This is a genomic window from Marinobacter sp. (genome assembly GCF_048259445.1).
Taxonomy (GTDB): Bacteria; Pseudomonadota; Gammaproteobacteria; order Pseudomonadales; family Oleiphilaceae; genus Marinobacter.
Map to the genome: position 1 here is coordinate 1 of NZ_JBLXHQ010000033.1, position 14994 is coordinate 14994.

Below are 14994 nucleotides of genomic sequence, written 5' to 3' on the forward strand. Positions count from 1 at the left end.
GGTATTTCTTGTCGAAATACTCCAGCCAGCGCCCACACGAATTACTTGGTTAATTTGTTAAAGAGCGTTTGAGCCGTTGCTCAATCAAGGTGGCGTATTTTACATCGTCTCGCCGCCTTGTCAACCGTTTATTTTCGATCGAAATTCAAACCCACTCAATCGAACTAAACCGTCACTTCTTAAATCAGGATGAGGAGTATACACCTCCAAACCATCCTGTCAACCGCTGCAGTGAAAAAGAATTCAAAAATTCTCAATCTATTCAAACGGTTACCTTCTCGGTCCTGAGTCGCCTAAGTGACGCTCCCCTCGAAAGAGATGCGCATTCTACAGAGCTGAACGAAGGTGTCAACGGAATCACGAAACTATTTTAAGACTGCCCCAGCTTACCCGTAGCAAGCGCCCTACCTATCTAACGAACCCCGCACCAACCCGGGCGTTCAGCCACATGTTCACAGATGAACTTCAATTGCCTTGGCAGCAACCACCGCCTTGTTTCTTGCCTCATCAATACTGCCACCCCTGGCAAGAGCAACCCCCATCCGGCGGCGTCCCGAAAGTTCCGGCTTACCAAATAGCCTTAACTGCACGTCCTGTTCGGAAAGAGCTCTGTCTAACCCGGAAAACGCAACCTCGGTGGAGTCACCTTCCGGAAGAATCACTGCAGAGGCCGACGGACCCTGCTGGCGAATTAGCGGAATCGGCAATCCAAGTATTGCTCTTGCGTGCAACGCAAACTCAGACAAATCCTGAGAGACCAGCGTAACAAGGCCGGTATCGTGGGGCCTCGGGGAGACTTCCGAAAAATAGACATCATCACCATTGATAAAGAGCTCTACTCCATATACCCCATACCCCCCAAGGTTTTCCGTAATCTTTAAAGCAAGGTTACGAGATCTTTCGAGGGCTTTGGGACTCATAGGCTGTGGTTGCCATGACTCACGATAATCACCGTCTTCCTGTCTATGGCCAATAGGCTCGCAAAAACTTACTCCACCAGAATGCCGTACAGTCAGCAGAGTTATTTCATAATCGAACTTCACAAAGCCTTCAACAATGACCCTGCCCTTGCCGGCACGACCACCCGTCTGAGCGTATTCCCAGGCTGCATCAATCTGACTCTTGTCATTAACAGTAGATTGACCTTTACCGGACGAGCTCATCACCGGTTTTACAACAACAGGCAATCCAATCTCATTGACCGCATCAATAAACAACTCTTTTGTGTCAACAAACCGATAAGGTGAGGTGCTAAGCCCAAGCTCCTCTGCAGCCAGGCGCCGAATTCCCTCTCTATTCATCGTGAGATCAACTGCTCTGGCTGAAGGGACAACCTTGTAACCTTCCTGTTCGAGCCTGACCAGCTCGGCCGTCGCGATTGCTTCGATTTCCGGGACAATAAGATCAGGTTTTTCGAGCTCAATAATAGTGCGTAGTGCCTTTGCATCCAGCATATCGATAACATGACTGCGATGGGCAACCTGCATTGCTGGCGCATTGGGATAGCGGTCTGCGGCAATGACCTCAACCCCGAATCTCTGTAATTCGATAGCCACTTCTTTGCCGAGCTCACCCGAACCACATAGAAGCACCTTATAGGCATTCGCTTTCAGCGGTGTGCCTAACGTTACACTGGCATCATTATTCAAACTATATCCTCCAGCAGGAGCCGATCCACGTCAGAGATCTTCACGCCTGATTTAAAGTGCAATCTCCTGTTCCCGCTCAGCAACTTTTACAAGCACGGCTTTGCGCTCACAGTTAGACATTGAGGTCCAACGCAAAATCTCATCACTGGTGCGCTGGCAACCGATACACACATCGCGCTCATCCAGAGCACATATGCTTACGCAGGGTGAGCGAACCTTTTCATCAACAATCATATCGAGTCTGTCTCAGCTTTTTACGGGTTTCAGGCTTTTCATATAGCGGCTTGCGTTATTTACATAATGTGCAGCACTCAGCTCAAGCATTTTCTGTTGCTGCTCTGTGAGCTCTCGCTTGATTTTGCCTGGCGCACCCACTACCAATGACCCATCGGGGATAACCATCCCTTCCGGAATCAGGGTGTTCGCACCTATCAGGCAATATTTCCCTATCTTCGCACCATTGAGAACAACAGCATTAATGCCGATCAGTGAGTAATCTCCCACGTCACAGCCATGAAGCATGGCTTTATGTCCGACCGTGACACCTCTGCCTAGGGTTAACGGTATGCCCGGATCTGTATGTAAAACCGAACCGTCCTGCACATTTGTCTCAGGGCCAATTGTAATAAGCTCGTTGTCTCCGCGAATCACAACGTTGAACCAGATGCTGCTTTTCTCATGGAGGGCGACATTACCGATCACGGTTGCGTTGTCAGCAACAAACTGGCGATCTCCGAATAACTCGGGGGCACGACCTTCAAGCTCATAAAGCATTGCGTTTTCCTTATTATGTTCGAGGTTCAAGCAAATCTATGCCGGTATCGTACACAGCATTCAAAAAATCGACCAGAACCACGGCAGACAAACCCCATATTTGATAACGCTCCCACCGATAACAAGGAACATGAAAGGTATGGTTCTGAAAGTGCAAGGCATCAGTGCGCTCGCGACGGTCTTCGAGAAAGAAGGAGAGTGGCACACGAAACACGCTTTCAATCTCATCCGGGTTCGGGTCCAGCGGATGCCCCTCCGGCACAACACCAACATAGGGAGACACAAGAATGCCGTAACGGGACATCACTTGACCAAGCGGTGCGATGAGTTCTACCTGATCAGGTGGCAGGCCAATTTCTTCGTGGGTCTCACGCAGCGCGGTTGCAGCGAGCGACGCATCTCCGGGGTCCCGCTTCCCGCCCGGGTAAGCTACCTGCCCGCGATGGGTGCTCAGATTTGCCGAGCGCAACGTAAATATCATTTCGGGGTTGCCAGGATCATCCGTGACAGGCACAAGAATGCCTGCCTCGGGATAGTCCAGATCGAGCTTCCGCGGTGCGTAGCCCGTTAAACGCTGAACAAGTAAATCACGCAATTCGGAACTCCTGAGCAAATCCGGTGTTGAATGAGACAGAAACAGCTAGGATCATTAAACTGAAAGCTTCACCAATCCAAGTATACGGGGAAAAACATGAAGTACTGCAGCACATGCGGCCATCCGGTTAAACAACGAATCCCCGAGGGCGACAACCGTCACCGTTATGTGTGCGTAAACTGCAGCACGATTCACTACCAGAACCCGCGCATCGTTGCGGGTACAGTGCCCGTTTGGGAAGGGCAGATTCTACTTTGCCGAAGAGCAATTGAGCCCCGCTATGGGTATTGGACTCTTCCTGCTGGATATATGGAGAATTCGGAAACCACCGTGGAAGCCGCAGAGCGTGAAACTCTTGAGGAGGCACTGGCCGAAGTACATATTGAGGGGCTCTACTCCATTATTGATGTTCCCCATATAAACCAGGTGCACATGTTCTACCGGGCGACCCTTAAAAACGGGCAGTTTGGTGCCGGCGAAGAATCCCTTGAAAGCCGTCTGTTTGCTCTGGACGACATCCCATGGGAAGACATTTCTTTCCCGACAGTACGCAAGACTCTGGAATTTTTTATAAAAGATATCGAAAACGATTCATTCGGCGTTCACGTAAGTGACATCCGACATCCTATGGCCGCCACACGAAGCAAAGACGACCTATAACAACTCCATACGGTAGATCTCATAGGCGGGCTCCTCATAAGGATGGGCCTGCTTGAGAGCATCAACTGCCCGCCTTATCAGATCATCACTGCAGACGAGCTCAACCTTGAACTCATCCACCACTTCCAGTGCCCCCTTGACTCCCAGAAAAGGGTTGCTTCCATCAAGGGGCCGGAACTGTCCTTGTCCGCGGCTTTGCCACGCACACGAATCGTAATCCCCGATGCTTCCTGCACCAACGTCGAATAGTGCCCGCTTGGTTTTTTCCAGATGCGTTTCAGGTACGAAATAGCATATTTTGTACATAAGGCCGCTCTCAACACAGGATATTTTTTGTACAGATTAATAGGTTAGGCACTTACCCACAGAATCTGTGGATAACTCTGGGGAAAGTTTTAGTGAACCCCTCGCCAAACCCCGTATTTACTGCCCTCACGTTAAATTGGCGACAAAATCACCCGATATCTTTTTGTTAACGTTTTCATTAGGTTATGCAAGACGATCAAAAAATGAACCTATGTCGCACTCATTGTTCACCGAACACACAAAGAACCCCCTGCAATGTGCATAAACAAATTGAGTCAAGGGCTATTTCTGCAATATAACCAATTTTTTCACTTGAAAAACACCGGAAATTCCGTTCCGCAGTCATAAAAAAACCGACTCAGGAAAATCACCCTTTCAGGCTTTCCCAAAGTCGGCTTTTTCAGTCACGGTTCGGCTAGCCGAACCAACGCCTTGCATTCCTGAACATGCGAATCCAGGAGCCATCTTCCTGCCAGTCCTTCGGACGCCACGAATGCTGGACTGCACGGAATACCCGTTCAGGGTGCGGCATCATAATCGTGATGCGCCCATCACGAGTGGTCGCCCCGGCAATGCCGTTTTGCGAGCCATTAGGGTTATATGGATAACGAACCGTCGCCTGGCCCCGGTTATCCACAAAGCGAAGCGCTACTCGTTCACCCTCCGCCAGATCCGCCGCAGACGCGCTTCCCGAAAACTCGACCCTGCCCTCGCCATGAGCAACGGCTATGGGCATACGCGAACCAGCCATGCCTTCCAGGAAAGCTGACGGCGATGGCATCACTTCAACCATTGCCAATCGCGCTTCAAACTGTTCGGACTGGTTACGGACAAAACGTGGCCACCCCTCACTGCCAGGAATCAGTTCGTGCAAGTTGGATAGCATCTGGCAGCCATTGCACACGCCAAGTGCGAGCGTATCCTGGCGATTAAAGAACGCTGCGAACTGATCACGAACACGATCATTGAACAGTATGGACTTTGCCCAACCCTCACCGGCTCCCAATACATCTCCGTAAGAGAACCCGCCGCAAGCTACAAGGCTATTGAAGGCTTCCAGGCTAACCCGCCCGGAAAGCAGATCACTCATGTGCACGTCAACAGATTCAAAACCGGCCCGATCGAATGCCGCAGCCATCTCAACCTGACCATTGACACCCTGCTCACGCAGAACAGCAATCTTGGGCCGGACACCTTTATTGATGTAGGGCGCGGCAATGTCTTCATTTACATCGTAAGAAAGCTCTGCATGAAGCCCGGGATCGTCTGCATCCAGCAGATTATCAAATTCCTCAAGGGCGCAGTCAGCGTTGTCCCTGATAGCCTGGATACGGTAACTGGTCTCGGACCAAAGGCGCTGAAGTTCAGTCCGGGAATCATCTACGACTGTCGCCCCCTCAAAAATCAAGCGCAGGCGATCCTGATCATTCAGTGTTCCGATAACGCTGATATGGTCACCCAGACCGGCGCCCGAAAACTGCTGCAGCACAAAATCAGTATCCTCTCGGCGCACCTGAATAACAGCGCCCAACTCCTCATTGAACAACTCGCGGGCAAACTGGCTGCGATCGTCGGCAAGACCATCCAGTTTGATATCCACACCAGTTCGACCGGCAAAACACATCTCCGCGAGAGTCACATACAAGCCGCCATCGGAACGGTCGTGATAGGCGAGAATCTTATCGTCGGTATTCAGGCCCTGGATGACAGCAAAAAATGCTTTGATGTCCTCAGGATCGTCAAGATCCGGGGCCACGGCGCCAACCTGGCTATACACCTGAGCCAGAGCTGACCCGCCCAGACGGTTCTGCCCTGCGGCCAGGTCGATAAGAATCAGGTCGGTTTCACCTGCATCCTTTATAAGCTGCGGAGTCAAAGTACGCGAAACGTCGATAACCGGCGCAAAGCCACTGACAATCAACGACAGCGGCGCCGTAACGCTCTTCTGTTCGCCGCTGTCCTCTTCCCACATGGTTTTCATGGACATGGAGTCCTTACCCACGGGAATCGTAATTCCGAGCTCCGGGCACAGCTCCATGCCAACGGCGCGCACTGTTTCGTAAAGGTTTTCGTCCTCACCCGGGTGGCCGGCAGCAGACATCCAGTTAGCCGAAAGACGAATATCAGAAAGCTTCCCAATAGACGCAGCGGCCATGTTGGTAATCGCCTCACCCACCGCCATCCGGCCAGATGCGGGCGCATCAATAGTTGCAATCGGCGTGCGCTCGCCCATGGCCATAGCTTCACCGGCCAGCACGTCAAAAGAAGCTGCCGTGACTGCAACATCACTTACCGGCACCTGCCAGGGGCCCACCATCTGGTCACGGGCAACAAGCCCGGTAATCGTGCGATCACCAATGGTTATCAGAAAACTCTTCGAACCTACTGAAGGAAGCCGCAACACTCTGCGGATCGCGTCGTTCAGGTCAACTTTCGTAGAATCAAATACCGGCTTGGTAAATGATGACCGGTTAACACTTCTGTGCATGCGAGGCGGCTTGCCAAAGAGCACATCCATCGGCAGATCAACAGGCTTGTCGTTAAAATAGGAATCGCTCAGCTCGAGATGATGGGCTTCGGTTGCCTCGCCAATGACCGCATAGGGGCAACGCTCCCGGCGACACAGCGCATCGAAAAGTTCCAGATTTTCAGGAGCCACTGCCATCACGTAGCGTTCCTGGGATTCATTACACCAGATTTCCAGTGGTGACATGCCGGGCTCGTCACTGGGAATATCCCGCAACTCGAACTTTCCGCCACGACCGCCATCCTTGACCAGTTCAGGCATCGCATTCGAGAGTCCGCCAGCGCCAACGTCGTGAATAAAACATAGGGGGTTTTTCTCCCCCATCTGCCAGCAACGATCAATCACTTCCTGACACCGGCGCTCCATCTCAGGGTTATCCCGCTGAACAGAGGCAAAATCCAGATTCTCGTTACTGGACCCGGAATCCATAGAAGAAGCAGCGCTACCCCCAAGGCCGATAAGCATGGAGGGCCCACCCAGTACGATGAGTTTGGCACCTACTGGTATCTCGCCTTTTTCTACGTGTTCCGCGCGGATGTTACCAAGACCACCGGCAATCATGATGGGCTTGTGATAGCCACGGACTTCGTTACCCGCCGAACCGGCAACTTTCTCTTCGAATGTCCGGAAGTAGCCGGCTATATTTGGGCGGCCAAACTCATTGTTGAATGCAGCCCCTCCGATCGGGCCCTCAATCATGATATCCAGAGCGGAAGCGATCCGGTCAGGCTTACCGTAGTTTATTTCCCAGGGCTGGGGATCATCTGGCAAGTTGAGGTTGGAGACCGTAAAGCCTGTAAGCCCCGCTTTCGGTTTCGAGCCGCGACCTGTTGCTCCTTCATCACGGATTTCACCGCCAGAGCCGGTTGCCGCGCCTGCAGCTGGTGCAATGGCTGTCGGATGGTTGTGAGTCTCCACCTTCATAAGAATGTGAATGTCTTCCTGGTTATAACCATAAATACCGGTTATAGGGTCCGGGAAGAAACGGCCGCCACGGCTGCCCCGGATAACTGATGCGTTATCTTTATAGGCAGACAGAACGCCCTCGCTGTTCATTTCGAAGGTGTTACGGATCATGGCAAACAGAGACTTGTCCTGCCCTTCGCCATCGATGTCCCAGGACGCATTGAATATTTTATGGCGGCAGTGCTCGGAGTTTGCCTGGGCAAACATCATTAGCTCAACGTCAGTCGGATCGCGCTCAAGGCCGACAAACGATTTTACCAGGTAATCAATTTCGTCATCTGCCAGCGCAAGGCCCAGGCGCCTGTTTGCATCTACCAGCGCCTTGCGGCCACCAGCCAATACAGAAACCCGCTCAAGAGGGCGCGGCTCTTCATGACTGAACAGCAACTGCGCGCCACCCATTTCGTGGAAGACTTTCTGAGTCATGCGATCGTGCAGCAGGGTAGCAACCTTTTCGCGCTGATCCAGGCCAAGCTTCTTGCTGGCCTTGATATAAAAAGCTGTACCACGCTCGATGCGCTGAATCTGGCGCAACCCGCAATTACGGGCAATGTCGGTTGCCTTGCTGGACCAGGGAGACAGAGTTCCCGGGCGAGGTACAACGAGGAACAATACGCCATCCGGCTCCTCACTCGGTACACTGGGGCCGTATGTCAGGAGTCGGTCAAGGATGGCCAGCTCGGAGTCAGAAAGTGAACCCTCAAGATCCACAAAGTGCATGAACTCGGCATAAACATGCTCAATCTCGGGCGCAATGGCCTGAATTCTGGCGTACAGTTTATGAGAGCGGAATGGCGAAAGCGCGGGTGCGCCGCGAAGTTCAAGCATGATATCAACCTGTATCGCGCGAAACGGGGAAGTCCGGGTGCATTCTGAGAAGGCGCATATCATACTCGAAAGCGATGCCGGGATACAGCGCGGAAACGTTATTCACCAAGTCCACAATTGACATTGTTTTGCATAATTATTGATCAACTTTATTGACCCTCCTTCCTGCAGCAGGGATTATTGGAAAGTGGACATGGAGACCACGCCCGAAAAGACACTGGATGCCGCCAGCCATTTTACGTGCATCCCGCTGATCCAGCGGTAACGGAGAACAGGGACTTGCCCAGAATTCTGACTGCGTACACTGCAGCGACGGCATACACGTCGATGGTCGCCTGCACACTGACCCTGGCCCTGCTGACCCTGACCGGGTGCAGCCAGCCAAGTACGTTGCAGGAAATCCGTAACGAAGGAGTACTGCACGTAATTACCCGGGTTGCGCCATCGATTTATTATGAGGGGCGCAACGGACCAACCGGTTATGACTACGAGCTGGTCAAACTCTTCGCGGAAGAGCTTGGTGTTGAACTCCGGCTTCGGGTGGCCGATGACAACACGAATGTGCTTTCCGTGCTTTCAAGAGACTTCGCGCACATCGGACTGGCTGGCCTTTCTGCTCAGCCGCTGTTCGAAAACCAGTACAAAACACTTCCTACCGGTATCGAAGCCCAGTCCGTCGTTGTTTACAATCGCGATGTAGAACGCCCCGAGGCTCTTACGGATCTGGCCGGCCAGACCCTCCATCTGGTTTCTGACAGTAATCATGAGTACCAACTCCAGGCTCTCGCAGGCACAGCGCCCGATATTCTTTGGCAGGTTCATCCCGGTCTGGACGCCGCCGGCATTCTTGCTCGCGTTGAAACCGGCGAACTTTCTTACGCAGTAGTCTCCTCCAATGAACTCGAACTCAACCACGTATTTTTCCCTCAGGTTAAGCAAGCGTTTGCTCTTGGCGACGCCATGGAGCTGGCATGGTTATTCCCGGCGGGCCAGGACGACTCACTGATTGGCGCTGCAACAGCATTCTTCGAAAAAATGAAAGCAGACGGCACCGTCGCGCAACTTTCCGAGCGCTTTTATGGCCATCTGGATCACCTGAACTACGTCGGCGCGCGCACCTTCATGCATCACGTGGAAAACCGGCTGCCCGACTACAAAGCGCTGTTCATGGATCACGCTTCCATATTCAATATGGACTGGCGCCTGCTCGCCGCCATTGGCTATCAGGAGTCACATTGGCGCCCCAATGCGACCTCGCCTACCGGAGTCCGTGGGCTGATGATGCTGACGCGCAATACGGCAAATTACATCGGCATTAATAACCGGCTGGACGCGGAAGAAAGCATTCAGGGTGGGGCCAAGTATTTCCGTATGGTTCACGAGAAAATACCGGAGCGCATCGCTGAACCGGATCGAACCTGGTTTGCTTTGGCCTCTTATAATGTGGGTTTCGGACACCTGGAAGATGCCCGCAGGCTCACTGAAGGGGCTGGCAAAAACCCGGACCGCTGGATGGATGTTAAGGAATTTCTGCCATTGCTCGCGCAGAAAGAATGGTACAAAAAAACCCGTTTCGGTTACGCCCGGGGCCACGAGCCCGTCCTGTATGTACAGAATATTCGACGTTACTACGATGTGCTCGCACGGATGATGGAGCCTACCGAAGATATAGCAACCACCACAGACTCACCGTTTGTCGGCATGGAACAAGGCGCTGAAGGAAGCCGCTCGAGCGGGTTATCTGAGGAAGGATCCGACATGCGAGCGAGCCTGCCCCCGGAACTCGGAATGATACCGCCAACGCTTTGACGCTCAGGCGCCCGGATAGTCCGGTTCGCTGACTTCAAGAACTCGCTCCACATGGGCTGCAGTAAATCCGCGGCGAGTAAAAAAGCGAGCCTGGCGTGCTTTTTCGTCCCAGTCATCGGTCAGATCAGAGAGACCGAAACGTTTTTCCCTCAATAAAACTGCATTGCGAACCCAGTCTGCGTCAGAAATCTCATCGAGACAGTCCGGGGCCTTATGAACGCCGCGCTGTTGCAGCTCGGCCAGAACTCTCAGTGGCCCATAACCCAGGTCAATACGCTGACGCGAATAGATATCCGCGAAACGGGCATCATCCAGCCAGCCCTCATTCTCATAATCATCCAGAACCATCGAGATAACCGAGCCGTCAAGCTTGCGCTGTCTTAATTTCAGCGTCAGCTCCTGACGACTGTGCTCGCGGCGGGCAAGTAATCTTAAGGCTACCGAGCGTGCTTTATACTCCTGGTCGTCACTATTTTCCTGTTTTGCCATTCAACCCTTCCCGCAAACGTTCACAAAACGCTAGACTAGCCCCGATTTAATCCCGTCGGAGCGATTCCTGAGTCCCCCGGCGACAGTATCCGGCTTTCTGCTACCGATGACACAAGTGCACCGATCGGATACAGAACGCCGATGGCCGGTGTCGGTTTACTTTGCCCGACACCGCAGACTGGTTTCAATCCCAAAGGATATCTTCATGGCTGCATTCCTCCAGAAACTGTTTAAATCCCGCAAACCCAAGGAGTCAGACCGCAAAACAGAAAGCCGGGCGCATCCGGTTGCTGTGCCAGCGGAAGACAAGCGTGCAAACCTGAGGGAGGAGCAGCTGCAGACACTGCAGGCGACACCCACTCAGGAAGTTGCGGCTGTTCTGGCGACCGAAGGCTTGACCGCGGATATCCGGCGCAGTGCAGCTGACCAGCTTCAGGATGCGAAACTTCTCCAACGTGTGCAAAAACAGGCGAAAGGCCGTGACAAAGCTGTATACCAGGTGGCGCGGCAGAAGCTACAAGCCATTCGGGAGGAACACGCTCGCCAGGAGGCTGTGTCCGAAACCATCGCTGCGCTGATCAGCAATGCCCGCGATCAAGCGAAAAGCGACGACACGAAACTCTATTCCGCCCGGCTGGACACGCTTCTCAGCCAATGGGCAGTGGTGGAGTCCAGCGCAACGCCGGATCAGCACAGCGAGTTTCTGCAATCGGTACACCGCTGTCGGGAGAGGATTGCCGACATTGAGTCTGCCAAGCTCGAGGAGAAACGACTGCGAGAACAACAGCTTCAGCGGGATGAGACTCTGGCTCTTATAACCCGGACTCTTGAAGATCTCCGCCATCAGCCTGTTGAAGAGCTAGCGTCCCTGGCCTCATTGGATGCCCTACAGAAAACCCAGGAAAACCGATGGTTGGAAGCAACCCGCGACACTCAGGTAGAAAAACAGCAGCAGAAAGCTTACGAAACATCCATGATGGCTCTACGCAACTACATTGCTGCAATCCGCCATATCAACCAGGCAAAAGAGTCACTGCTGGCACTTTCTGCAGCTGTTGACCAGGAAAAGGCCAGCCCGGAAGACCGGGAGAGTGCCGTGACCTTGCTAAAAGAAATACACTGGCCTGAGGGCTTCCCTGTTCCGGGTTTGCTGGAACCTGCGCGCAAGCTGGCAGGAAAACCCAAGGCGCCGGTTGAAGCCAGTGATGACCTGAAGCAGCAACAGACGTTGGCCGATAACCTGCAGAAAACGCTGGACCAACTGGAAGATGCTCTTGAGGCCAAACAGCTCAAAGACTCCAGGCAACTTCTGAAAACCGCACAGCAGCATTTCAAAGCCCTCGACCATCGCCGGAACAAGGCCTTTCAGGCACGCATGCAACTGCTTACCGCACAACTCCGAGAGCTGACTGACTGGCAGGGGTTTGCGACCGAGCCGAAACAGGTAGCTCTCTGCGAGCAGATGGAACATCTTGCAGAGCAACCCATTGAGCCTGAGGCAAAATCCGAACGCATAAAAGAATTACAGCAGGAGTGGCGAGACCTGGGCGGGTCTTCGGACCGCACCCTTTGGTCTCGCTTCAAACAGGCATCAGACAAAGCCTACGAACCCTGTAAAGCCTACTTCAAGGCCAAGTCTGGCCTGAAGCAGGCGAATCTCGAAAAGCGCAAAGCAATTTGTGCCGAGCTGGAGCACTTTGTTAATGGTGCAGACTGGAACACGATTGACTGGAAAGCCGTCGATCACATTCTGCAGACCGCCCGTCAGGAATGGAAATCTGCCTGGCCTATAGAGTTCCGGGACAACCGGCAGGTACAAAAACAGTTTGACGAACTACTCAAAAAGCTTGAAGCGCCAATTGAGGAGGAGCATCGAAAAAATGAGGCGCTTAAACAAGCTATTGTAGAACAGGCCCAGGCTTTGACTGAACACCAGCCCCTGCAAGAGGCCATGAACAAGGCCAAGGCACTGCAATCAGACTGGAAAGCCGTTGGAATTACCCGCCACCGGGAAGACCGCAAGCTTTGGCAGGCATTCCGCAAAGCCTGTGATGAGATTTTTGCGCGCCGGGACTCCGAGCGTTCAGAACAGCAGCAGGCCACAAAAGATGCTGACGCAGCAGCAGAGGAAGTGTTAAAGCAAGTTGTCAGTGTGGATTCCGATCAGGACACAACGACTCTGGAGCAGGCTGCTACTGCGCTTCGCGGCCTTGATGGGGCTCAGGTATCTGCAACAGTAAAAGAACAGATACAAAGAGAGAAACAGAGGCTTGACCAGGCTGTTTCGGCACAAAAAATCAAAGCAGGCATATCTGAATGGCAAGCGCTTGTGCTTGCACGGACGGATGGCTCCACGCCCGCAGAAAGCACTTTACCGGGCAAATGGACCCGGCTCGCAGAAAGCGTAGGCGAACTGAATGATCACGAACTGGTCATTCGCGCAGAGATCCTTGCAGGCGTGCCTTCCCCCGAAGCTGACCAGCAAAAACGTATGGAAATACAAGTTCAGCGCCTGGCACAGGGAATGGGCGCGGGTGAGAAAGCAGACAACGCTCTCCAGAGCGCTGAAGCTCTGGTCGCGAGTTGGTGTATTCAGCCGGCAGGCCAGCCAGCTGATCCGTCTCTGGCAAGCCGTTTGAATAACGCTCTGGACAAACTGATCACAAACTGAGCATCAAGAGCACTACTCCCGCTGATGCTCTCTGACAAACTCCCTGGCGCCCTGAACGGCGACCAGGGATTTGTCTTTCATACCTCTGAGCTCTTCATCCGCCAGATAAAACATCATATCAATGGTGTGCCTGTAATATCGGGGCGGTAACCGACTCAAAGCAACGCACATAACATCTGTCAGGTAATCGGCGGTATCACCCGGTTCTCTCGTCGCGTCGATAGCGTCCATCACCAAGCGTTCGTAAAAGTTATCGATAGCATCTTTGAAAGACATGATTCTGTGCCTCCTCCATCAGCATGGGAACGGTTGAAAAGTCCCCGCTACCTCCTAAACATATAACTCCTGATCTCACCTGTCATTGCCCCTGAGCAATTTCGCCAATCCGATTGGCAGGCCGCGTCATTACACAGAGTGCTGTCAAAGGGCTATGGTGATGCCCATATCAGGTAAATCACAAAGCACCAATCATCAGAGGAAAAGCAATGACCACCGAGGCGTATATCTTCGACGCGGTCCGCACTCCCAGAGGGCGTGGGAAAAAAGACGGCTCACTTTACAGTGTCAAACCCGTTACGTTACTGACCACTGTTCTCAATGCGCTGCAACAGAGAAATAACCTGGATACCTCCCAGGTAGACGATATTGTTCTCGGTTGCGTCTCCGCCGTTGGCGACCAGGGCGCAGATATTGCCAAAACAGCAGCGCTTGCTGCTGACTGGGACGAGAAAGTAGCCGGCGTTACCCTCAACCGCTTCTGCGCTTCAGGCCTTGAGGCTGTAAACCTCGCGGCTATGAAAGTCCGTTCGGGCTGGGAAGAAATGGTTGTTGCTGGTGGCGTGGAGTCCATGTCACGCGTACCTATGGGCTCCGATGGCGGTGCCTGGGCAATGGATCCGCATACCAACATGCATACCGGATTCATGCCCCAGGGGATTGGTGCCGATCTTATCGCCACCATGGAAGGGTTCAGCCGGGAAGCCGTTGACGGATTTGCCGTAAAATCCCAGCAAAAAGCCGCGAATGCCTGGAAAAATGGTTACTTTGCCAAATCTATCGTCCCGGTAACCGACCAGAACGGCGTTGTCATTCTCGATCGTGATGAACACGTGCGCGGCGACACCACCGTTGATTCCCTTTCCGGCCTGAAACCCTCCTTCCAAATGATGGGAGAGATGGGCTTTAACAGCGTAGCTCGTGAAAAATACCACTACGTTGAAAAGATCACTCATGTACACCACGCAGGCAACTCCTCCGGCATGGTAGACGGCGCAACCGGCATGCTGATTGGCAGTGAAGCAAAAGGTAAGGCACTGGGCCTGAAGCCTCGCGCCCGCATTGTTGCCGCTGCGGTTACCAGCACCGATCCAACCATCATGCTCACCGGCCCTGCTCCAGCTACTCTGAAAGCACTGGAAAAAGCCGGCATGACCGTTGATCAGATTGATCTGTTCGAAGTAAATGAAGCCTTTGCCTCCGTGGTAATGCGCTTCCAGAAGGAACTCTCGGTTCCCGATGAAAAAGTGAACGTAAACGGCGGTGCAATCGCCATGGGCCACCCGCTCGGCGCCACCGGCGCAATGATTCTGGGCACCCTGCTGGACGAACTGGAGCGTCGTGAGTTGCGCTTTGGTCTGGCGACGCTTTGCGTCGGCGGCGGCATGGGCATTGCTACCATCATTGAGCGGGTCTGAACCCCACACTTTTTATCAGGAGAACC

General features: G+C 53.2%; 12 protein-coding genes. 4 read left to right on the top strand and 8 right to left on the bottom strand.

Annotated features, from left to right (window positions below; all coding sequences use genetic code 11):
- Positions 1-452: 452 nt before the first annotated feature.
- Genes purT through ACN0RL_RS17790 form a run of 4 tightly spaced genes read right to left on the bottom strand, consistent with a single transcriptional unit; the run spans position 453 to position 3018 of the window.
- Positions 453-1649 (bottom strand): formate-dependent phosphoribosylglycinamide formyltransferase, encoded by a 1197-nt coding sequence (purT, locus tag ACN0RL_RS17775; RefSeq protein ID WP_417519220.1) that lies wholly within the window; start codon positions 1647-1649, stop codon positions 453-455.
- Between the two features lie 51 nt (positions 1650-1700).
- Entirely contained in the window at positions 1701-1883 is a 183-nt protein-coding gene (locus ACN0RL_RS17780) for a DUF1289 domain-containing protein (RefSeq protein ID WP_417519222.1), read from the bottom strand.
- 12 nt (positions 1884-1895) lie between these two features.
- Positions 1896-2423, bottom strand: coding sequence for a gamma carbonic anhydrase family protein (locus tag ACN0RL_RS17785; protein ID WP_417519224.1), 528 nt, complete (start codon positions 2421-2423; stop codon positions 1896-1898).
- Positions 2424-2436: 13 nt separating this feature from the next.
- Positions 2437-3018: an NUDIX hydrolase gene (locus ACN0RL_RS17790; protein ID WP_417519226.1), complete on the bottom strand. Its 582-nt coding sequence runs from the start codon at positions 3016-3018 to the stop codon at positions 2437-2439.
- Between the two features lie 96 nt (positions 3019-3114).
- Here ACN0RL_RS17790 and ACN0RL_RS17795 point away from each other — a divergent pair, with 96 nt between their 5' ends.
- Complete coding sequence (locus tag ACN0RL_RS17795) at positions 3115-3678, top strand: NUDIX hydrolase (protein WP_417519228.1); 564 nt, start codon at positions 3115-3117, stop codon at positions 3676-3678.
- Here ACN0RL_RS17795 and ACN0RL_RS17800 read toward each other — a convergent pair.
- Together ACN0RL_RS17800 and purL are read right to left on the bottom strand one after the other, a co-directional pair.
- A complete protein-coding gene (locus ACN0RL_RS17800; protein WP_417519230.1) occupies positions 3673-3984 on the bottom strand; it encodes an NGG1p interacting factor NIF3 in 312 nt (103 codons plus the stop codon). The genes ACN0RL_RS17795 and ACN0RL_RS17800 overlap by 6 nt on opposite strands.
- A 415-nt stretch (positions 3985-4399) precedes the next feature.
- Entirely contained in the window at positions 4400-8305 is a 3906-nt protein-coding gene (gene purL / locus ACN0RL_RS17805) for a phosphoribosylformylglycinamidine synthase (RefSeq protein WP_417519232.1), read from the bottom strand.
- A 327-nt stretch (positions 8306-8632) separates the two neighbouring features.
- Between purL and mltF the strand changes: the two genes are divergently transcribed.
- Entirely contained in the window at positions 8633-10114 is a 1482-nt protein-coding gene (gene mltF, locus ACN0RL_RS17810) for a membrane-bound lytic murein transglycosylase MltF (protein ID WP_417519295.1), read from the top strand.
- Between the two features lie 3 nt (positions 10115-10117).
- Here mltF and ACN0RL_RS17815 read toward each other — a convergent pair whose 3' ends face one another.
- Positions 10118-10603, bottom strand: coding sequence for a regulatory protein RecX (locus tag ACN0RL_RS17815; protein ID WP_417519234.1), 486 nt, complete (start codon positions 10601-10603; stop codon positions 10118-10120).
- Between the two features lie 205 nt (positions 10604-10808).
- Between ACN0RL_RS17815 and ACN0RL_RS17820 the strand changes: the two genes are divergently transcribed.
- Entirely contained in the window at positions 10809-13274 is a 2466-nt protein-coding gene (locus ACN0RL_RS17820) for a DUF349 domain-containing protein (protein ID WP_417519235.1), read from the top strand.
- Positions 13275-13286: 12 nt separating this feature from the next.
- Here the strand turns inward: ACN0RL_RS17820 and ACN0RL_RS17825 are convergent, their stop codons facing one another.
- Positions 13287-13550 (bottom strand): late competence development ComFB family protein, encoded by a 264-nt coding sequence (locus ACN0RL_RS17825; protein ID WP_417519237.1) that lies wholly within the window; start codon positions 13548-13550, stop codon positions 13287-13289.
- Between the two features lie 209 nt (positions 13551-13759).
- Here ACN0RL_RS17825 and ACN0RL_RS17830 point away from each other — a divergent pair, with 209 nt between their 5' ends.
- Positions 13760-14968 (top strand): acetyl-CoA C-acetyltransferase, encoded by a 1209-nt coding sequence (locus tag ACN0RL_RS17830; protein ID WP_417519239.1) that lies wholly within the window; start codon positions 13760-13762, stop codon positions 14966-14968.
- Positions 14969-14994 lie beyond the last annotated feature (26 nt).